At 59.1% G+C, this 20963-nt stretch carries 19 protein-coding genes; 16 read left to right on the top strand and 3 right to left on the bottom strand.

Features of this window, described 5'->3' with window-relative positions; genetic code table 11:
• Window positions 1-39: 39 nt before the first annotated feature.
• A complete protein-coding gene (locus GOW04_RS09380; protein WP_171232344.1) occupies window positions 40-900 on the bottom strand; it encodes a LysR family transcriptional regulator in 861 nt (286 codons plus the stop codon).
• Between the two features lie 134 nt (window positions 901-1034).
• On the opposite strand from GOW04_RS09380, the gene GOW04_RS09385 reads away from it, so the two are divergent.
• Genes GOW04_RS09385 through GOW04_RS09400 form a run of 4 tightly spaced genes read left to right on the top strand, consistent with a single transcriptional unit; the run spans window position 1035 to window position 6644 of the window.
• On the top strand, window positions 1035-2210 hold the full coding sequence (locus GOW04_RS09385) for a pyridoxal phosphate-dependent aminotransferase (RefSeq protein ID WP_171232345.1): 1176 nt from the start codon (window positions 1035-1037) through the stop codon (window positions 2208-2210).
• A complete protein-coding gene (locus GOW04_RS09390) occupies window positions 2207-3409 on the top strand; it encodes an acyl-CoA dehydrogenase (RefSeq protein ID WP_170346870.1) in 1203 nt (400 codons plus the stop codon). The genes GOW04_RS09385 and GOW04_RS09390 overlap by 4 nt, the downstream gene beginning before the upstream one ends.
• A gap of 11 nt (window positions 3410-3420) precedes the next feature.
• On the top strand, window positions 3421-5610 hold the full coding sequence (locus GOW04_RS09395) for a thiamine pyrophosphate-dependent enzyme (protein ID WP_171232346.1): 2190 nt from the start codon (window positions 3421-3423) through the stop codon (window positions 5608-5610).
• Window positions 5607-6644 (top strand): ACP S-malonyltransferase, encoded by a 1038-nt coding sequence (locus tag GOW04_RS09400; protein WP_171232347.1) that lies wholly within the window; start codon window positions 5607-5609, stop codon window positions 6642-6644. The genes GOW04_RS09395 and GOW04_RS09400 overlap by 4 nt, the downstream gene beginning before the upstream one ends.
• A gap of 97 nt (window positions 6645-6741) precedes the next feature.
• On the opposite strand, the gene GOW04_RS09405 is transcribed toward GOW04_RS09400, so the two are convergent.
• Window positions 6742-7614 carry an amidohydrolase gene (locus GOW04_RS09405; RefSeq protein WP_171232348.1) on the bottom strand — a complete coding sequence of 291 codons (873 nt, stop codon included), beginning with the start codon at window positions 7612-7614 and terminating at the stop codon, window positions 6742-6744.
• Entirely contained in the window at window positions 7611-8612 is a 1002-nt protein-coding gene (locus tag GOW04_RS09410; protein ID WP_371814374.1) for an ester cyclase, read from the bottom strand. Before GOW04_RS09410 ends, GOW04_RS09405 begins: the two co-directional genes overlap by 4 nt.
• Window positions 8613-8776: 164 nt before the next feature.
• Between GOW04_RS09410 and GOW04_RS09415 the strand changes: the two genes are divergently transcribed.
• The 12 genes from GOW04_RS09415 (at window position 8777) to GOW04_RS09470 (ending at window position 20954) form a co-directional block, all read left to right on the top strand.
• On the top strand, window positions 8777-9823 hold the full coding sequence (locus GOW04_RS09415; RefSeq protein ID WP_152460110.1) for an ABC transporter ATP-binding protein: 1047 nt from the start codon (window positions 8777-8779) through the stop codon (window positions 9821-9823).
• A 75-nt stretch (window positions 9824-9898) separates the two neighbouring features.
• A complete protein-coding gene (locus GOW04_RS09420; RefSeq protein ID WP_171232350.1) occupies window positions 9899-11110 on the top strand; it encodes an ABC transporter substrate-binding protein in 1212 nt (403 codons plus the stop codon).
• Window positions 11111-11221: 111 nt separating this feature from the next.
• Window positions 11222-12199: a carbohydrate ABC transporter permease gene (locus GOW04_RS09425; protein ID WP_254430104.1), complete on the top strand. Its 978-nt coding sequence runs from the start codon at window positions 11222-11224 to the stop codon at window positions 12197-12199.
• Between the two features lies 1 nt (window position 12200).
• Window positions 12201-13355 carry a carbohydrate ABC transporter permease gene (locus GOW04_RS09430; protein WP_152460107.1) on the top strand — a complete coding sequence of 385 codons (1155 nt, stop codon included), beginning with the start codon at window positions 12201-12203 and terminating at the stop codon, window positions 13353-13355.
• Window positions 13356-13482: 127 nt separating this feature from the next.
• Entirely contained in the window at window positions 13483-14013 is a 531-nt protein-coding gene (locus tag GOW04_RS09435; RefSeq protein ID WP_171232351.1) for an ester cyclase, read from the top strand.
• 11 nt (window positions 14014-14024) lie between these two features.
• The gene (gene hisD, locus GOW04_RS09440) at window positions 14025-15356 is read left to right on the top strand and encodes a histidinol dehydrogenase (protein ID WP_171170235.1); all 1332 of its coding nucleotides are present in this window, start codon (window positions 14025-14027) and stop codon (window positions 15354-15356) included.
• Window positions 15353-16405, top strand: a complete 1053-nt coding sequence (locus tag GOW04_RS09445) for an ester cyclase (protein ID WP_171232352.1) — start codon at window positions 15353-15355, stop codon at window positions 16403-16405. The genes hisD and GOW04_RS09445 overlap by 4 nt, the downstream gene beginning before the upstream one ends.
• On the top strand, window positions 16405-17169 hold the full coding sequence (locus tag GOW04_RS09450) for an SDR family NAD(P)-dependent oxidoreductase (RefSeq protein WP_171232353.1): 765 nt from the start codon (window positions 16405-16407) through the stop codon (window positions 17167-17169). Before GOW04_RS09445 ends, GOW04_RS09450 begins: the two co-directional genes overlap by 1 nt.
• Window positions 17169-18212 (top strand): LacI family DNA-binding transcriptional regulator, encoded by a 1044-nt coding sequence (locus tag GOW04_RS09455; protein ID WP_216597841.1) that lies wholly within the window; start codon window positions 17169-17171, stop codon window positions 18210-18212. The genes GOW04_RS09450 and GOW04_RS09455 overlap by 1 nt, the downstream gene beginning before the upstream one ends.
• A complete protein-coding gene (locus tag GOW04_RS09460) occupies window positions 18209-19198 on the top strand; it encodes a nuclear transport factor 2 family protein (protein WP_171232354.1) in 990 nt (329 codons plus the stop codon). Before GOW04_RS09455 ends, GOW04_RS09460 begins: the two co-directional genes overlap by 4 nt.
• A gap of 191 nt (window positions 19199-19389) precedes the next feature.
• Window positions 19390-20355 (top strand): cupin, encoded by a 966-nt coding sequence (locus tag GOW04_RS09465; protein ID WP_171232355.1) that lies wholly within the window; start codon window positions 19390-19392, stop codon window positions 20353-20355.
• Window positions 20352-20954 (top strand): trans-aconitate 2-methyltransferase, encoded by a 603-nt coding sequence (locus GOW04_RS09470; protein WP_171232356.1) that lies wholly within the window; start codon window positions 20352-20354, stop codon window positions 20952-20954. The genes GOW04_RS09465 and GOW04_RS09470 overlap by 4 nt, the downstream gene beginning before the upstream one ends.
• Window positions 20955-20963 lie beyond the last annotated feature (9 nt).

Genomic DNA, 20963 nt, shown 5'->3' on the forward strand with positions numbered 1-20963 from the left:
GCCTGCGGGCAATGAGTTCGATCTTCTGTATTTGACCAGTTACCCGCGTGCCCGCGTCTGCTTGCTGATCCAGTTTGCAAAAACTTGAACGGCGTCGTTCTTCTGACCTGTTGGCGTCGCGATGTAATAGGCGCTGTTCGACGTGTTGGCGATCTGGCCGATTTCGGTCAGAACGCCGCACGCCAGCTCTTCTTCAATCAAGTACGAGGGCAGAATGGCGGCACCCAAACCGACGACGGCGGCCTCGATCAGCATCGAGAACTGATCAAACCGCATCCCCGGAAAAACCGCTCCCGGATCCAGCCCGAGCTGAGAGTGATAGGTGGACCACAGCTCGGGGCGCGAGGTCAGATGCAAAAGCGGCAGATCAAAGGTTTGCGCGCGGGTGTCCAGCCTGTGACGTCTCAGCAGCGCGGGTGCTGCCGTGACCACCAGATGCTCGGGGAACAACCTGCGCAGTTGCGCACCCGGCCAATCCTCCTGCCCGAAATGGATGGCCAGATCCATGCGTTGTTCTTCAAGGCTGAAAGGAGTCGTGTAGGAATGCAGATCCAGTTCGATCCCGGGATGGCGCGTTTTGAAATCCGGAAGGCGCGGCACCAGCCACCGTGTCGCAAAAGTGGGCAGGACGGCCAGGGTCAACAGCGACGCACCGTCTCCGGCTGCAATTGCACGGTTGATCGTACCACTGAGACGCTCAAGATCACCTGCCAGCTCGTCCCGCAAGGCCCGCCCCGCCTTGGAAAGGCGCACTGCGCGTCCGACCCGCCGAAACAGCGTAACGCCAATCGCGGCCTCAAGCTCTCGGACCTGACGGCTGATCGCGCTTTGGGTCACGCCAAGCTCCTCGGCCGCCATGGTATAGCTTTCATGGCGCGCGGCGGCTTCGAAACTGCGCATGAGCGCAAGAGATGGAAGTGAATTGATCCGGGGCATGACATTCATGAGTTTTAGTCACTGAAAGGGTACTTATTGGCGTATTTTTCTCAAGTGACTTTCTGGCTAGAACCGAACCTGTTTGCAGAGGAAGGTTCATGGTGTTCCAGCGCGCTGACCGGTTGAACGGTATCGAATTGTCGGAAATCGTCCAGATCTCAGAGACCGCCGCCCGCCTGCGCGCCCAAGGGGTTGATATTCTTGCGCTGTCTACCGGCGAACCGGACCTGCCGACGCCGCCCCATGTGGTCGAAGCTGCGCATTCAGCGGCACTGGAGGGCAAAACCAAGTACCCGCCCACTGCGGGTGTGCCTGCGCTGCGCACGGAAATCGCCCGACAAGCGGGGGCCGAGATGGCTCAGGTCATCGTTTCAACAGGCGCGAAACAGGTGATCGCAAATGCGATGCTGGCCAGCCTGAACCCCGGCGACGAGGTCATCATGCCCGCCCCCTATTGGACCAGCTATTCCGATATTGTCCGGATGGCAGGTGGGGTGCCGGTTGTTCTGCCCTGCCCTATGGAGCAGGGCTTCAAACTTCTGCCTGAACAATTGCAGGCCGCCATCACACCGCGCACGCGCTGGCTGATGCTGAACTCACCCTCGAACCCGTCGGGCGCGATTTACTCGAAGGAAGAACTTGCGGGGCTGGCAGAAGTGCTGGAGCGCCACGCGCAGGTCTGGGTTCTGGCCGATGAGATTTATCGCCATCTCAGCTTTGCACCTTTCACGTCCGCGGCCGAGGCCGCCCCGGCGCTGACCCATCGCATGTTGATCGTCAACGGTGTAGCCAAGGCGTGGTCGATGACCGGATGGCGCATCGGCTGGGGGATCGGACCGTCCGATCTGATAAGCGCCATGGTCGCTGTTCAGGGTCAGGTCACATCGGGGGCATGCTCGATCTCGCAATGGGCGTCGCTGGCCGCGATCACTTGCGACCCCGAGTTGCTGGAGGAGCGTCGCGCCCTCTTTGCCGCGCGCCGCGATCTGGTCGTCGACGGGTTGAACGCAGTACCCGGGCTGCGCTGTTCCACCCCGGACGGAGCGTTTTACGCCTTTCCGTCCTGCGTTGGCCTGCTGAAGGAACAAGGCGGACCATTTGACAGCGACGCGGAATTCTGCACGTGGTTGCTGGAAGATGCCGGCGTTGCCCTGGTGCCCGGCCGCGCCTTTGGGATGCCGGGCCATCTTCGCCTGTCGTTCGCATATGCTGAAGATACAATTGCAGCGGGCCTTGCGCGTCTGAAAACCGCTGTGGAAAGGAAACTTGCATGAAACCTCAATCCGCCCCGCATCTCGGTCCCTTCACCTGGGACGACCCGTTCCTGATGGAAGACCAGTTGGCCGAAGACGAACGCATGGTTCGTGACGCTGCACATGCCTACGCGCAGGACAAGCTGCTGCCTCGGGTAACTGCCGCGTTTGCCAATGAAGAAACCGACCCGGCCATCTTTCGCGAGATGGGTGAGATGGGTTTGCTGGGGACAACCATCCCCGAGGAATATGGCGGCATTGGGTCCAGCTATGTGACCTATGGCCTGGTCGCGCGCGAGGTCGAGCGTGTGGACAGCGGCTATCGCTCGATGATGTCGGTGCAGTCCAGTCTGGTGATGTATCCGATTTACGCATACGGCACCGAAGAGCAGCGCCAGAAGTACCTGCCCAAACTGGCAACCGGCGAATTTATCGGCTGCTTCGGGCTGACGGAACCCGATGCCGGTTCCGACCCCGGTTCGATGAAGACCGTCGCAAGGAAAACCGAGGGCGGCTATGTGCTGAACGGGTCCAAAATGTGGATCTCGAACGCCCCGATCGCCGATGTGTTCGTCGTTTGGGCCAAGTCCGAGGCGCATGGCGGCAAGATCAAGGGCTTTGTTCTGGATAAGGGAACGGCGGGATTGTCGGCCCCCAAGATCGAAGGCAAGCTGTCTCTGCGCGCCTCGATCACCGGTGAGATCGTGATGAACAATGTCGAGGTCGGCGAAGACGCTCTGCTGCCCAATGTCGAAGGTCTTAAGGGCCCGTTCGGCTGTCTGAACCGTGCGAGGTACGGCATTGCCTGGGGGTCGATGGGGGCCGCCGAGGCGTGCTGGCACGCGGCCCGGCAATACGGGCTGGACCGCAAACAGTTCGGCCGTCCGCTGGCGCAGACTCAACTGTTCCAGCTGAAGCTTGCCAACATGCAGACCGAGATCACGCTGGGCCTGCAAGCCGCGCTGCGCGTGGGTCGCCTGATGGACGAGGCCCGCGCCGCGCCCGAGATGGTCAGCCTGATCAAACGGAACAATTGCGGCAAGGCGCTTGAGATCGCCCGTCATGCCCGCGACATGCATGGTGGCAACGGGATCAGTCAGGACTTTCACGTGATCCGTCACATGGTGAACCTTGAAACCGTCAACACCTATGAAGGCACCCATGATGTGCACGCCCTGATCCTGGGCCGTGCGCAGACAGGTCTGCAAGCCTTCGCCTAAGGACATCTGACATGGATCGCGCCGCAATCGTGCATGACAATTTCCTGCGCCGTGTTGCGGCGCGGGACTTTCCCGAAGGGTCCGCACCGGCCGGACCGCTGAGCGGTCATGAAGCCGTCGCGCTTTACAGGGCGCAATGCCTGAGCCGGGCGCTGGACCGGCAAAGCCGCGCGATGCAGAAGGCCGGTCAGGGGTTCTATACGATCGGGTCGTCCGGACATGAGGGCATGGCGGCCGTTGCCGCGGCCCTGCGCCCAACCGATCCGGCCTTTCTGCACTACCGCGATGCGGCCTTTCAGATTGCCCGCGCGGATCAGGTGCCGGGCCAAAGCCCGACATGGGATATTCTGCTGTCCTTTGCCTCGTCTTCCGAGGATCCGATCAGTGGCGGGCGTCACAAGGTTCTGGGATCGAAAGCGCTGTGCATTCCGCCGCAGACCTCGACCATCGCCAGCCATCTGCCGAAGGCGGTCGGCGCGGCATATGCCGTCGCTGCTGCACGGCGTCATCGCCCTGAACATGCAGACATGCCCGAGGATGCCATCGTCTATTGCTCGTTCGGGGATGCCTCGGCCAACCACTCCACCGCACAGGGCGCGTTCAACACGGCGCAGTGGACGTCCTTTCAATCTGTGCCTCTGCCCCTTCTGTTCTGCTGCGAAGACAACGGGATCGGTATCTCGACCAAAACGCCGAAAGGCTGGATCGCGGCCACTTTCGCCAACCGTCCGGGCCTGAAGTATTTCTCGTGCGACGGGTTGGATCTGTTCGACACCTATCGCGTTGCGCAACAGGCGGCCGACTATGTGCGCAGCCGCAGGAAACCTGCCTTCCTGCATGTTCGGACTGTTCGCCTGTACGGTCACGCCGGGGCCGATATGCCAACCACCTATATGCCAAAGGCCGAGGTTGAGGCCGAAGAGGCCAACGACCCGCTGCTGCATTCCGTGCGCCTGCTGGATCAGTGCGGCGCGATGAGCCCGGAACAGGCGCTGAGCGTCTACAATGATACCTGCGCCCGGGTCGCCCGCGTGGCCGATCAGGCCATCACACGCCCTCGCCTGCAAAACGCAACAGAGGTGATGGCCAGCCTGATCCCGCCGGCACGCCCCTGCGCACCGACCAATGGCCCAACACCCGAGCGTCGGGCCGAGGTGTTCGGCGGCGATCTCAAGGCCCATTCCGAACCGCAGATTATGTCGCGATTGATCAACTGGGCACTGACCGATCTGATGCTGGAACACGGCGAGATCGTCATGATGGGCGAAGATGTCGGGCGCAAGGGCGGCGTTTACGGCGTGACCCAAAAACTGCAAACACGGTTTGGCCCTGACCGGATGATCGACACGTTGCTGGACGAACAGTCGATCCTGGGCCTGGCGATCGGCATGGCCCAGAACGGGTTCACGCCAATGCCGGAAATCCAGTTTCTGGCCTATCTTCACAATGCCGAGGATCAGCTGCGAGGTGAGGCCGCCACCCTGCCCTTTTTCTCGAATGGTCAATACACCAACCCGATGGTCGTGCGCATTGCCGGACTGGGGTATCAAAAAGGGTTTGGCGGACATTTCCACAATGACAACTCGGTCGCTGTATTGCGCGACATCCCGGGCCTGATCCTGGCCTGCCCGTCGAACGGTGCCGACGCCGCGCGGATGCTGCGTGAATGCGTGCGCCTGGCGCGTGAAGAACAGCGGCTGGTCGTTTTCCTCGAACCCATCGCCCTCTACCCGATGCGGGACCTGCACGAGGCCGGAGATGGCGGCTGGATGCAAACCTATCCCGACCCTTCTGAAAAGATCGGCTTCGGCGAGGTGGGCGTGGACGGTGAAGGCAACGATCTGGCCATCGTCACCTTTGGAAACGGCGTCTATCTCAGCCATCAGGCGCGCACGGCCTTGCAGGCCGACGGGATCAAGACACGGATCATCGATATGCGCTGGTTGTCCCCTTTGCCCAAAGCGGCACTGACACAGGCCGTGAGCGGGGCCGAACGCATCCTGATCGTCGACGAAACCCGCCACCATGGCGGCGTGGCCGAAGCTCTGATGGCGCATTTTCATGAAACAAGCGATGTGCCGCTGGCCCGCATCACCGCAGAAGACAGCATTATCGCAACAGGCCCGGCCTATGCTGCGACCATGCCATCGAAGGACAGTATCGAAGCCGCCGCGCGATCCTTGATGGAGGCCGGCACATGAGTTCCGCCAAACAGACTGCCGTCGTCATCTGCCCTGGCCGCGGTACTTACAACAGACCCGAACTGGGTGTCTTGGGCCGGCAATTCAGCGACAAGGCCCTGTTGCGACGCTTTGATGACATGCGGCGCGCGCAGGGGCAAGACACGCTCAGCGAACTGGACGGTGCGGCCCGATATTCCATTGCCAAGCATACCCGCGGCGACAATGCATCTGCTTTGATCTATGCCGCGACTTTGGGCGATTTCCGCGCCATCAATCCTGACAAAATCGAAGTGGTTGCGGTGACGGGAAATTCGATGGGCTGGTATTCGACACTGGCCTGCGGCGGTGCGCTGTCCGCCGAAGGAGGGTTCGAGGTGGTCAACACCATGGGCACTCTGATGCAGGAAAACATGATCGGTGGACAATTTATCTATCCTTTCGTGGATTCCGACTGGCATCCTGACCAGGCCCGCAAGGCAGAGCTGCTTGCCTTGGTGGATGACATTGACCGAACCGATGCAACGCTGACCCTGTCGATTGATCTGGGCGGCATGTTGGTGCTTGCAGGTGACGACGCCGGTTTGGCCGCGTTCGAAAAGGCCGTACCGGTGGTTCAGGAACGTTTTCCCATGCGCTTGGCCAACCATGCCGGGTTCCATTCGCATCTTCAGGCTCCGGTCTCGGCGCAGGGCCGCACGCGACTGAGCGCTGACCTGTTCCGACAACCGGACCTGCCCCTGATCGACGGGCGTGGCCGGATTTGGTGGCCCGGAGCTTGCGACCCGAATGCACTTTGGGATTACACCCTGGGCCATCAAGTGACCGAAACATATGATTTCACGCATGCCATTGCACAGGCCGCGCATGAGTTCGCACCGGATCTTTTCATTGTTACGGGTCCCGGCACCACGCTGGGCGGTGCCGTCGCGCAAAGCCTGATCCTGACCAATTGGTCCGGACTTTCGGACAAGTCGACATTTCAGTCTCGCCAAAGAAACAGCCCGTTTCTGTGTTCGATGGGAATGGATGATCAAAGGAAACAGGTGACATGAACCTGCGGGCCGCCGGTCAGCCTCAGAGCCGGCGCGCCGAGGTTGCCAAGCCGTTTCAGAAAACCGGTGCAGGGAGCCCGGTTTGTCGATTCCGTCGCTATTCAATGCGATAGAAACGTTCTGACGTGCCGCGAAAGACGTCGTCCAGCATCGCCCCCGGGATCAGCGTCTCATGCCGAGAAACGGTTTCCTTGTAGGTCGAGGTAAGGCTGTCGACCGGGAAATTCGATCCGAACATGCAGCGATCGGCGCCAAATTGCGACAGGCAGGTTGAAACGATCGGCGAGACGCTTTCAGCATGCCAGTTGTGGTCGAACATTCCCAGGCCGGAGAGTTTGCAAACGACATGTGGCAGGTTTGACAAGGCTGTCAATTCATCTGCCCACCGTCGCAACCCTTGCGGGGTCCGGTCGTATGGCGAACCTGCGTGGCAAAGAGCGATCCGGGTCTCCGGGGCCTGTGCAAGGATTTTCGCGGTTTGACCCATCAGCTCTGGCAGCAGTTGAAGATCAAAGGAAAGACCACGCGCGCCCAGTTGCTTCAGACCAGTCAAGAACTTTGGGTCTTCAAGCAACGCATTCGTACCAGTTGAGGCGTCTTCACCCGGAGCGCGGCCAATAATCTGACGAACGCCGCGCACCGAAGGCAGGGTTTGAAGACGGTCGAGCTGTGCATCCAGATCATCCGAGGTCAGATCGCAGAATGCCACCTGCACCAACGGCCAGTCAGGGAACTGGTCGGCAACGGATTGTACCCACTGCGCCTCGGCCCAGGGGTCAGCGGCGCCGACCTGAATGTGAACCGAAGCGCCGAACCCCATGGCTTCGGCGTCCGTGCGAAACTCCGGGAGCAAATAGTCCCGCTGGATGGAAGACGGATCGCCGAAAAACCGAACGATACCTTTCTCTGAAAGCCAGGGGTAGTGCACGGCCGAAAGGTCCCACAGGTGGTGATGCGCATCTATCCTCATGATGCTTCAATCCCGGTGGTGCGCGCCAGAATATCCACACCCTGCCCTTTCCAGAAATGCAGCAAGTCGATGAAGATCCAGTTTTCGGCCAGCTTGTCTTCGACGCGGCGATAGATATCGATCACCCTGAATTCACCGGGTTTTCCGGTGGCCGGCATCCCCATGAACCCCCCTGTGGGCGTGGCAGTGAAGTTGGGCCATCCAAAGAAGCCACCGTAATGCCCCTCGGCCAGACGGCAAACGTGATTGGTCTTTGACCGGTCCGTGAAGGCAGCGCGAAACGGGCCAGAGTGTTGCCTGGCATAGCGTTCGATCGTGTAGGTCGCGCCTATTCCTTCGGGGCCCCACCAGATCATGTCCTGGCGCCACGTGCGCGCCAATTCTTCTTCCAGCGACAGTCCGCTGTCCCAACGGCCCAGATCCGCGATCATCGCGTTGATGACCGCCAGCGTCTTTTCGCCTTCGTGTGCGGGCTGCTCATCAAGCAGCAAACCATCATGGGTCCTTGGTCCGGGCTGCACCAAATGTGCCGCGGTCTGCGGGGGAAACGGGTTCTGGCCAGCCTGGACCATCAGGTGCGGGATGTCGAAATACATCGCCGTTTCGACAATTCTTCCGCCGGCCACCTTGTAGAACGCGCAATATCGCAGGAACGCCATCTTGCCGGTCGGGCGAATACCCAACCACGGTCGGTCGAACAGCCCCATCAGATGGCCCATGGCGACAACCCAAACGTCGGTTTCTTTCCGCAACGAGTTTTGCCCCGCAAACAGAATATCCACTCGGTTCTGTAAATGAGCAAGGCTGCCCTTCAGCGGCTGCCAGAATTGCCGGGCAACCTGTTCGGCGCCGTTGATTTCGTTGAACGGATGAAAGCCGCGCCACCTCGAATCCGAAGCGCAGAATTGGCTCATCACCTTCGGAGTTTCCATCACTGCGGCGGATTCCAATGCGGTGTGAAACGCAGAGACCAGTTTTTTTTCTGTCTGAAAGTTCACGGTATTTACCATTGTAGTCAAAGTTTTGCGAGCGGCGCGAAGCCAGGTTGAGTCGGATTTCTCCGTTATTTTTGCATACGTATGCAAAAAAGTCTTGCCTGATTTGATACATGCGAATTACAGTTTTGCAAACGTATGCAAAATGATTCCTTGCAGGGGGCACCATGGCGGAAATTCAATTGCGGAACGTCGGCAAGCGATGGGGCTCATTCGTTGGGGTTCACAATTTCGACCTCACGATTGCAGATCGTGAGTTTCTGGTGCTGCTCGGCCCGTCAGGCTGCGGCAAGACAACCACAATGCGCATGATCGCCGGCCTCGAAGACGTGACGGAGGGCGAAATCCTTGTCGACGGCAACGTGGTCAATGATCTGGAACCCAAAGACCGTGACGTGGCGATGGTGTTCCAGAGCTACGCTCTGTATCCCAACATGAACGTCTACGAGAACATCCGCTTTCCGCTGAAAGTGCGTGGTATCGACCCGGCAACACACGACGAAAAGGTGCGCCGCGCCAGCGCCATGGTTGAACTGGACGATTTCCTGCATCGCAAGCCAGCCGAGTTGTCGGGTGGTCAGAGACAGCGTGTGGCACTTGCACGTGCCATCGTGCGCGAACCCAACGTGTTCCTGATGGACGAGCCGTTGTCCAATCTGGACGCCAAGCTGCGGGTTTCCACTCGGGCCCAGATCAAGAACCTGAGCCATGAGCTGGCTGTAACCACCATTTACGTCACCCACGACCAGATCGAGGCCATGACCCTTGCGGACCGCGTCGTCGTGATGAAACAGGGCGTGGTTCAGCAGGTCGGAAGCCCGACCGAAATTTATGACCGTCCCGCGAATACGTTCGTCGCCAGCTTCATCGGTTCACCCGCCATGAATTTGATGGATGGCGAAGTTGCGGGCGGAATTTTCCGCGCCGAACATGTCGAAATTGCGGTGGATGCGCCGGATGGCCCAATGACGCTGGGTTTCAGGGCCGAAGATGCCAGCCTTGCCGATGGCAAAGGTCAGATCACCGCTCCGATCTATACGCTGGAACTGCTGGGCGACGCGACCATGATCTCGGTTCGGGTCGGCGGAGCTCTGGTTTCGGTGAAAGCAGACAAAGCATTCCGCGCCGAGATTGGCGAAACGGTCTCGTTCTCGGTGCCGACGGATATCTGTCACCTCTTCGAAGCTGGAAGCGGTGCGCGGATCGGGGGCTAACCCCACAAACGGCCCGCAAGGGCATAACACCGGTCCGGACGTCGACGACGGACCGATCCTGACAGGGAGAAACCTATGAAACTCAAGACGATCCTCATGGCCGGCGCCATGTCCATCGCGGCCACCGGCGCGTGGGCAGATTGCGCCTTTGAAAACGAAGTGCCGCTAAAATCGCTGTCCGCCGGTTTTGAAGCGTGGAAGGCGGTCACCGATGCAATGGCAGAATGCGGCAATTTCAGCGCATCGCTGGATCAGGAATTCCGCGAAAAGCAGCCCGAAGCATTTGCTGCGGATCCCGCGCTTTATCAGATCGGCGGTGTTTCAAACGCGACCCTGGTGCCGTTGCTGAACGCAGGCACGATCCGTCCGCTGGATGATCTGGTCGAAAAATACGGCCAGGACCTGCTTCCCAACCAGTTGATCAAGGTCGATGGCAAGACCATGGCCATTGCAATGATGGTGAATGCGCAGCACCTGATGTATCGCGATGATGTTCTGGCTGAACTGGGCATCGAAGAACCAAAAACCTATGATGACGTCCTGGCCGCAGCTGCCAAGATCAAAGACGCCGGCGTCATGGACTATCCGATCGGGGGAACGTTCAAGACCGGTTGGAACCTCGGCCAGGAATTCGTCAACATGTACCTTGGCGAAGGCGGCTCGTTCTTTGGCGACGGCAACGTTCCAACGATCAACAACGAGCAGGGCGTCGCTGCGCTGGAAACACTGAAAGCCATGACCGAGTACATGGATCCGGAATATCTGGTTTCCGACTCGACATACGTGCAGCAACAGTTCCAACAGGGCAAGATCGCCATGGCGAACCTTTGGGCCAGCCGTGCAGCCGCCATGAATGATGAGGCCGAAAGCCAGGTCGTCGGCAAAGTCACCATGGCAGCCGCTCCTATGGGTTCGGCAGCGCCGGCAACCACCATCTGGTGGGATGGCATCGTTCTCGCTTCGAACATGAGCGACGAAGAGGCCGACGCCGCATTCCGCGTCGCGCTTGAGGGCATGGACGGCGAAATGGTCAGCGCAAACAACGACGTCGCTGTTTGGCTGAGCCCTGCCTATTCAGCGGGTGCTTTGGCGGCAGGAGCAGCCGCTTCGGCTGAAGCGGGCGCAAAGGCATACCCGGCATCTGGCCCGATGGGCATCATGCACACCGCCTTGGGCAACGGTCTTGCCGACTACCTGACCGGCGCCAAGGATGCTCAGACAACGCTGGCGGATATCGAGGCAGATTACATCACTGCCGCGAAAGAAGCAGGTCTGATCAGCAACTGATCCTCCCGTGGGAGGGCTACGGCCCTCCCGCCCCTTCCCCTCGAGAGTCATGAGAAAGGCAGAGCCATGAATTTCCGGACATTTGCCGCATTTGTCGGCCCCTCTGTCTTTATGATGCTTCTCTTTATCGCGTTTCCTCTGGTCAGCGTGTTCAAGCAGAGTTTTTACGTTACTCAGCCGATCTATGAGACGGTCGAAAAGGAAACCTGCACGCCAGGTTTCCTGACGCAGACCTGCGTGACCGAGATGGTTTCGCAGCCAAAGCTCGACGAACATGGCGAGGTCATTACCCAAACCCAATATGTCGGCTTGCAAAGCTATCGCAACGTATTGGAGCCTGAACGCGCATGGCGCGCCATAAGCGACGGCAGTTGGCATGTGCTGTCTACGATCAACTTCTGGAAGGCGCTTCGGTTCACCCTGACCTTCACCTTGATCACTCTGCCACTGGTGGTCGGGTGCGGGCTTGGGATCGCAATACTGATCAACAACGCGGCGCGGTCCATCCGTGGGCCGGTGATCTTTGTGTCCTTGCTGCCCTTCATCATCACACCCGTGATCGGCGTGCTGTCGATCAACTGGCTTTTCCGGGGCGACGGCATCCTAACCGCAATGATGGAATGGTGGCTGAACCGGGACATCGCCCTTTTCGCCCAAGCCTGGACCATCGAAGTACTGATGATGCTCTACCGCGTCTGGCACGTGGCACCCTTTGCAGCGATCGTCTTCTACGCCGGGCTGCAAACGGTCAATCAGGACAGTCTTGAAAGTGCCGTGATTGACGGTGCGACCCGTTGGCAGCGCCTGAAATACATCGTCATTCCACACCTGATGCCACTGATCATTTTCGTGTCGATGATCCACCTGATGGACAGCTACCGCGTGTTCGAAGAGATCGTCGGTTTTTCGAGCCAGGGCTACGTCATCTCGCTACAGTGGCTGACCTTCGACTACCTGACGCCGGATCAGGCCGGCAACCGGTCGATCAGCCGGGCGTCCGCCAACTCGATGCTGACCATGATCGGTGTCGTCATCCTGCTTATCCTTCCGCTGCGCCGTACATGGCGCGACCATAAAGGAGGTCACTGACATGTCCTCGCGTGCGCTTCGCCAGCCCTTAAGCCTGCGGTTGACCTCGAACATCTTCCTTGCGCTCTGGTGCCTGATCGCGGCCTTTCCGATCTTCTGGATCGTGGTCATGAGCTTCAAGTCACCCGTCGATGCGTTCGACAGCAACGCGCTGAACGTGATCTTCGGGCCGGCCACGCTGAGCGTCGGAAAGGGCTTGTCGCTGCTGGATATCATTCTGGGTATCGCGGTTATCTGGGGCACGATCTTCGCTGCCACCAAAACACTGCCTTCGATGATAAAGTCCTACACCAAGCCCGGTCAGGAATGGTTCGGCTGGCTGATCGGTGTGCTGTCCTTGCTGGTGGGTTTCCTGCTGGTGTTCTTCGTGGTCCTGCCTGCAATCCTGAACGTGTTGAACCCGCTGTTTGGCCCACTGGGACGGGATGTGCTTGGTCTGACGACCGAGCATTACAAAACCGTCTGGATCGATCGGGGTTTTTCAAACAACTTCAAGAACTCGCTGATCGTAACGACGGGCGTGGTGACAGTGTCGCTGACCGTGGGCACATTGGCGGGCTACGGTCTAGCGCGGTCAGGATCAACGTTGGCCTTCTGGATCCTGATCGTCGCACTGGTGTTCCGGGCATTGCCCCATTCGGTTCTGGTAGCAGGCTATCTGCCGGTGTTCATCAACTCGGCCGAATGGCTCAGCCCGATCTTGGGTGAGAACGCACCAACCTTGTACGGCAAGCCTTTTGCGGTAATTGCTGTTCTGGTTGCGATCAACCAGCCCTTCACAATCTGGATGCTGCGTTCGTTCTTCCAGAACATCCCGGCCGAGCTGGATGAGGCCGCCCGCGTGGATGGGTGCAGCCACTTTCAGGCCTTCCGCCGTGTCATCATGCCGGTGATGTGGCCAGGCGTGATCACCACAGGACTGTTCAGCTTCTTGCTGGCGTACAACGATTTTCTGGTCACCGCGCTGCTGCTTGATGCGCAGAACCAGACCATGGTTCCCGCCATCGTCGGCATGTTCAATCGCGAGACGACGACAACCGATCAGGTCGTTGCGGTTGCCGCTGCCGTGTCGATCACCGCGCCTCTGATTTTCCTTGTGCTGATTTTCCAGCGCCAGATTGTCAGCGGTCTGACAGCCGGGGCGGTGAAAGGCTGATGAGCAAGAACGCCCGACATAACGCCATGTCGCGCCACCCGGCGCTGAACAGGATGCCGAGGGACTTTCTGAGCATTGGGGCCGCACGTCCCAATCCCTCCCTTCGGCAACCTCAAAGGATAGAAAAATGAAAGGTTCCCGTCCCGAACAAGCGGTTCTGACCCGCGACACGGACATGAGCAAGACGGAAGACACGCGCCGCGTGATCGAAACGATGGTTGATGGTCTGAATGATCACCGCATTGATGACATCGGTGAATTCTTCGCCGAAGGTTTTCGCTGGATGGGCAATCAGGGCTGCGGCACCAAGACCGGCCTGCAAGAGTTTCAGGACAATTGGCAGCGCCCGTTTCAAGCCGCGTTTTCCGATAAGGTCTGCATCGACGAAGCGCGCCTTTACATGGGTGAATGGGCCGCCGCCTTCGGCCGCCAGGAAGCCACGCATTCCGGCGAATTTCTGGGCATTGCCCCCACAGGCAAGCGTGTCGAAATCAGGTACATGGACTTCTGGAAAGTGGTCGACGGCAAGATTGTCGACAACTGGGTGAATGTCGACTTTGCCCACGTTGCGGCGCAGCTGGGCGTGGACCTGTTCAACGGCGAAGGCTGGGAAGCATTTGACCGAGGCGAGAAGACTCCGCCACGGCCGGAAAACTGAGGATTGGAAAGATGGCAATCGAGTATCTTAAACGCGGCAAATCCGATGCGGATCGGGCGGAAGATGATGCCAAGACCCGCGCCGTGGTTGAAGCGACGCTGAAAGACATCGAAACCCGTGGGGATGCCGCGGTGCGCGAGTTGAGTGAGAAGTTCGACAACTACTCACCTGCCTCGTTCCGCCTGAGCCAGCAGGAAATTGATGACCTGATCGGGCAATTGTCCGATCGTGAGCTGGCCGATATCAAATTCGCGCAGGAACAGGTGCGCAACTTTGCGCAGGCGCAGCGGGATTCAATGCTGGACATCGAGGTCGAAACCCTGCCCGGTGTCATTCTGGGGCACAAGAACATCCCGGTGCAATCCGTGGGTTGCTATGTTCCGGGCGGCAAGTTCCCCATGGTCGCCTCGGCGCATATGTCGGTGGCGACCGCCTCGGTCGCCGGTGTTCCGCGCATCATAGCATGCACACCCCCGTTTCAGGGCAAACCCAATGCAGCGGTGATTGCCGCTATGCACCTGGGTGGCGCGCATGAGATCTATGTCATGGGCGGCATTCAGGCCATCGGGGCCATGGCATTGGGCACCGAAACAATCGATCCGGTTCACATGCTTGTTGGCCCCGGCAACGCCTTTGTCGCGGAAGCCAAACGTCAGTTGTTCGGTCGTGTCGGGATTGATCTTTTTGCAGGGCCGACCGAAACGATGGTCATTGCCGACGAGACCGCCGCAGATGCGGAGCTGTGCGCAACCGATCTGCTGGGGCAGGCCGAGCATGGATACAACAGCCCCTGCGTTCTGCTGACCAACTCACGCAATCTGGCCAATGACACCCTGGCCGAGGTCGACCGGCTGCTGGGCATCCTTCCAACCGCGGATACCGCGAAGGTGTCGTGGGACGAATATGGTGAGGTGATCGTTTGCGACACTTATGATGAGATGTTGCAGGTTGCCGATGACATCGCCTCGGAACATGTACAGGTGATGACCGACCGAGACGACTGGTTCCTTGAAAACATGACCTGCTATGGGGCGTTGTTCCTTGGGCCGCGCACCAATGTTTCGAACGGGGACAAGGTGATTGGCACAAACCACACGCTGCCCACCAAGAAGGCCGGACGTTACACGGGTGGTCTTTGGGTTGGTAAATACCTGAAGACGCACAGCTATCAAAAAGTTCTGACGGATGAGGCCGCGACGCTGATCGGCGAGTATGGCTCGCGCCTGTGCATGCTCGAAGGGTTCGTTGGCCACGCGGAACAATGCAACGTTCGTGTGCGCCGATATGGCGGAATCAATGTTCCCTACGGTGCGCCCGCCCCTTACCGGGACGCTGCTGAATGAGTGACAAACACACACATCACAAGGCCCTGATCGAACCGCTCAGGGCTGCGATGTACGATTTCGATGAGGCCGGCGTACGCCGGGCTTTGGCGGAGGTCACGTCACCGGATGCCGTGTTCCGTCTGTGTCATCCCTTTGGGGACAGCGTCGGCAGTGATGCGTTCTATGACACTGGCTACAAAGACTTACTGGCGGCCTGGCCCGATCTTGAACGACGGGATTACATCGTCATGGCCGGCCCGGATGAGTTCGGCGCAGATTGGGTCGGATGTGGTGGTTATTACACCGGTGTTTTCACCGGCCCCTGGCTGGACATCCCGCCGACGGGTCGTCAAGTCACGATGCGGTTTCATGAATTTTACCGCTTCGAAAACGGCAAGATCGTCGAGATGCAGGCCCTTTGGGACATCCCCGAAGTCATGATGCAGGCGAGTGCCTGGCCGATGGCGCCAAGTCTGGGCCGTGAATGGCATGTCCCCGGCCCTGCCACCCAGGACGGGTTTGTCCCCGGCCCTTATGATGAAGCCAAGGGCAAACAGACCTGCCAGCATATCATCGACATGCTGGAGCATCTCAAGAAACACCCGTCCCAAGGCGGCCCCGAAGTGATGGAGATGGAACGGTTCTGGCACCCGCGCATGAACTGGTACGGCCCTTCGGGCATCGGCACCGGGCGCGGGTACGCGGGGTTCCGAAATTGGCATCAGATCCCATTTCTGAACGGTATGCCGGATCGCGGGCAGTTCGTGGACGACATCACCTATCACTTCTTCGGTGACGGGGAATATGCGGCCGTAACGGGCTGGCCCAACATGATCCAGACCGTCACAGACGATGGTTGGATGGGCATCGCTCCGTCAGGCAAGAAGATCACCATGCGCAGCCTCGATTTCTGGCGTTTGGAAAACGGCAGGATCCGGGAAAACTGGGTGCTGGTTGATTTGCTGGATGCCTACCGGCAGCTTGGCGTTGACGTCTTTGCCCGCCTGCGGGAATTCAACAAGGCCCGCAATTTGGGCCGCATTGAAATACCGGATGGAATGCGCTGATGACGGAATTGCCACGCACCCCTTCGTTTTCTCTGAACGGAAAATCCGCCCTCGTTACCGGGGCCTCCTCGGGTATCGGGCAGGGGTGCGCGGTAGCGCTGGCCGAGGCAGGCGCGCATGTTGTTTGTGCGGCCAGAGGGGCGGACCGGTTGAACGACACCGTCTCCGCCTTGCGAGATCACGGCTGGTCGGCCGAAGCGCTTGTGATGGATCAGGGTGATCTGGATGCCCTGAAACAGCTTTTCGATCACCGCACTTTCGATATCGTGGTGAATTCAGCGGGCGTGGCGCGCCATAGCGCGGCCATCGAAACCACGCCCGATGACTTTGATGTTGTCACCAACGTCAATTTGCGTTCGGCCTATTTCCTGTCGGCCTACGCCGCCCGCGCTTTGATCTTGGCAGGAAAGCCGGGATCGATCATCCACATCTCCAGCCAGATGGGGCATGTCGGTGGGGTCGACCGGGCGGTTTATTGTGCGACCAAACATGGGCTTGAGGGCATGGTCAAATCCATGGCCATCGAATGGGGCAAACAAGGCATTCGGATCAACACTGTCTGCCCGACTTTCATCAGAACCCCCCTGACCCAATCCACTTTCGACAATCCTGAACGCGCCGCGTGGATCATGGAAAAGATCAAGTTGGACCGGGTCGGAGAGGTCGAAGACATCATGGGGGCGGTGCGTTATCTCGCGTCAGACGCCTCTGCACTGGTTACCGGCACGTCAATGCTTATCGACGGGGGTTGGACAGCAGATTGATGGCCGAAAAAGTAACATCCCTTCAGGTCGCCCAACTGGCTGGTGTCAGCCAGTCCGCCGTCAGCCGCGTATTCACGCCCGGCGCGTCCGTCAGCAAAAAGACCGAAGAGAAGGTGCGCAAAGCCGCTGCTGAACTGGGCTATCGTCCAAACGTTCTGGCCCGCGCCATGGTGTCCGGGAAAAGCCGGATTATCGGTTTGGTGGTAGGCTACCTGGATAACTATTTTTATCCGGAAGCGCTCGAGAAGCTGTCCAACGCCCTTCAGGAGCAAGGCTATCACGTGCTGATCTTCATGGCCTCACGATCGGCCGGGAACATCGACGATGTGATGGAAGAGATTCTTGATTATCAGGTGGATGGCGTCATCCTGGCCTCGGTGCCTATGTCGTCGGATATCGCCATGCGCTGCCAACAGGCCGGGGTGCCAGTGGTGCTGTTCAACCGCAGCCAGGACATCGAGGGCATCACCACGGTCACGTCCGACAACTATGCCGGCGGCCGCAAAGTCGCGGAATTTCTGCTAGCCGGTGGGCACCAACGGATTGCCTATATCGCAGGTTGGCAAGGGGCCTCGACGCAGCGGGACCGCGAAGCCGGGTATCGCGCCGCACTGGCCGAGGCCGGGCAGGAACTGTTTGCCCACGAAGTAGGGGAGTTTCACACGGAAAACGCCCGTACAGCAGCCCGTCGGATGTTCGATGTCGCCCCTGAACGACGGCCGGATGCCGTATTTGTGGCCAATGATCACATGGCATTGGCGGCGATGGACGTGATACGTTTTGAACTTGGCCTGCGCGTCCCCGAGGATGTCTCGGTCGTGGGTTATGATGACGTGCCGCCGGCCGGTTGGCCGGCTTACAATTTGACAACGATCCGGCAGCGGGCCAACCTTATGGTGGCCGAAACCGTTGCCGCACTTTTCGAACATATCGACACCCCGGCGAAAGCCGAACCGCGCAAAGTGGCCATTGATGGACCACTGGTTGTGCGGACCTCGGCCCGATTGCCAAAGGGGTGGGCCCCACAAAGGACAGAGACATGAAAGGCTTCGATCCGAAATTCCGGGATTTTCCGGACTATATCATCGGCATCACCAAAGAGATCTGGGAAGATCGGGGGATCGCCACGCTGCATGAGTATTACAGCGATGACATCGTCGTCCGTTCGCCTGGTTCGGTTGTTTTGGGCAATCAGAATGTCATTGGGGCCACAATGGCAACGCTTGCCGAGTTTCCGGATCGGCAGCTGCTGGGCGAAGACGTGATTTGGTCCGGCACACCGGAAGAGGGCATGTTGAGCTCTCATCGGATCATTTCAACGGCCACGCATTTGGCCGAGGGTGTCTATGGCAAGCCCACCGGCACCAAGCTGCGTTACCGGATTCTTGCGGATTGTCACGCCATCGGCAATCAGATCAACGATGAATGGCTGATCCGCGATCAGGGCGCGATTGTGCGCCAGATGGGCTGGGATCCCAAAGAATACGCCGCTGATCTGATTGCCCGGGAAGGCGGCAAAGAGAACTGCGTCAAACCTCTGACGCCCGAAATCGATCAGCCTGGACCATACAAAGGCCATGGGAATGACAATGAATGGGGGCAGCGCTACGCCGACATTCTGACGCGGATCATGAACGCAGATATGGGCGTGATCGGTTCAGAATATGACCGCGCTGTTCAGTCAGAATATGTGGGTGGCGTAACAGGGCATGGCTGGCAGGCCATCGACCGCTTCTGGATGGGTCTGCGGGCGAGTTTTCCGAATGCGGAATTCAAGATCGAGCATCAGATCGGGCGAGATGACCCCGATATGCCTCCGCGTGCGGCAATTCGCTGGAGCCTTTGGGGCAAGCATGACGGCTGGGGCGTGTTTGGCGCGCCGACTGGAGCGCAGGTTTATGTCCTCGGGATCAGCCACGCTGAATTCGGCGCGCTTATCACAGGGCAACCGCAGTTGCGCCGTGAATACACCCTGTTCGATGAAACCTCGGTCTGGAAGCAGATCCTGTTGCAGAACGGCGAGGTCTGAGTGGGCCGCCCGGTCTCATATCGAATCCTGTCGGGCGGTCTGTCCGAGCCCCGAACCGTTCGGCGTTTCCATATGTACCGTCAAAGCCTGAGGGCGCGGCGACTGAATCTGCGCCCGCCCGGAAAGTAAGGGCCTGTCCTTATTGGGCACACGAGCTTTCTTTCCAAAAACGTTCAATCGGATCGTACGTCATGACAAAATCATCCATCCCTTCCCGCATAGTCCGCTATGGCGAGCTTCAACCCTGTAAAACCGCTTTTATCGATGCCCATACTCCCGGCAGCGATCAAAAAGAGAACTTCACGATAATCGGCGGCGGCGTCTCGGAATCTCCGGACCAGCATGTCCACATCACGGACAAGATCGGTTTCAACATCGGAGCGGCCGGGCAGCCGCCGAAATGCCGCAACTCACTGCACAGCCACACCACGGCCGAGGTCTTTTTCGTTGCCAAGGGTCGTTGGCGGTTTTTCTGGGGCCGCTATGGTACGGCCGGGGAATTCATCGCCGAGGAAGGAGACATCTTCAACATTCCAACGGGTATTTTCCGGGGCTTTGAGAATGTCGGCCAGGATTACGGAATGATCATGTCGATCCTGGGCGGAGACGATGCGGGTGGCGGCGTCACCTGGGCGCCTCAGGTGATCGAAGATGCACAGGCACATGGTCTGATGCTGGGCGACAATGGCGTTCTGTACGACTCCAAACTGGGCCAGGTACTGCCGCACAATGTCCGCCCGATGCCTTTGCTGACCGAAGAACAGCTGAAAAGCTATCCCGAAGTTCCTGTCGAAGATGTGGTCGGCAAATACGTTGCGCGGTATTGGGATCTGATGGCGTTGTCGGCCAAAAAGCCCGCAAAGGTGATTGGCGAAAACGCGTTGATCAAGGACAAACCCGGATTCGAGGTCGATTTTCTGGGGCGCGGGTCCGCAGTGACCCAACCGATCGCTGCCAAGAAACCAGTGGTTCTGATGCCAGCCAGCGGTCACTGGCGTGTTTCGATTGACGGGTACGAGACTACGATCTCGGTGGGCGACACGACCTTGGTTCTTCCCGGCGAAACCTATGGCGTTCAGCCATCTATGACCGGACAGGCGGGCCTGTACCGCATCACCGCAACCGATGACCCGGCAGGAGCGACCTGGACAGGATGAACGCGGACCCGAATGACACCCACGCCGTTTATGAACGGCAGGCGAGCGAATATGACAGGCGCCGTTCCAAGGCCCTGTTCGAAGCGCGCTGGTTGGCGCGCTTCACGGCCAGCCTGAAGCCGGGTGACCGCGTATTGGACCTGGGCTGTGGTTCGGGCGACCCGATTGCCCGTTGGTTCATGGCCGAAGGGTTTGACGTCACGGGTATCGATTTTTCCGACGCCATGCTTGCCATTGCCCGCGACCGTTGGCCCGATGGCGACTGGCGCAACGCGGATATGCGGAGTTTTGAACTGGATCAACAATTCGACGGCATCATTGCCTGGAACAGCTTCTTCCACCTTACGGCGGACGAGCAGAAAGACTGTATCGCCCGGATGGCGCGCCATTTGCGACCCAAGGGAATGCTCATGCTGACCGTCGGACCTCGTGCCGGAGAGGTCAGCGGCACAGTCGGATCAGAGCTTGTCTACCACGCATCGCTGTCCCCGGCCGGTTACGCCGGGTGTCTTGAGAAAAACGGGCTGCAAATGACCGGATACCTGGCCGAAGATCCAGAAGCCCAAAGCCACACGATCCTGATGGCACGAAAAATTTAAGGAGGTCCC

The sequence above is a fragment of the Ruegeria sp. HKCCA4812 genome (assembly GCF_013034245.1).
Taxonomy (GTDB): domain Bacteria; phylum Pseudomonadota; class Alphaproteobacteria; order Rhodobacterales; family Rhodobacteraceae; genus Ruegeria.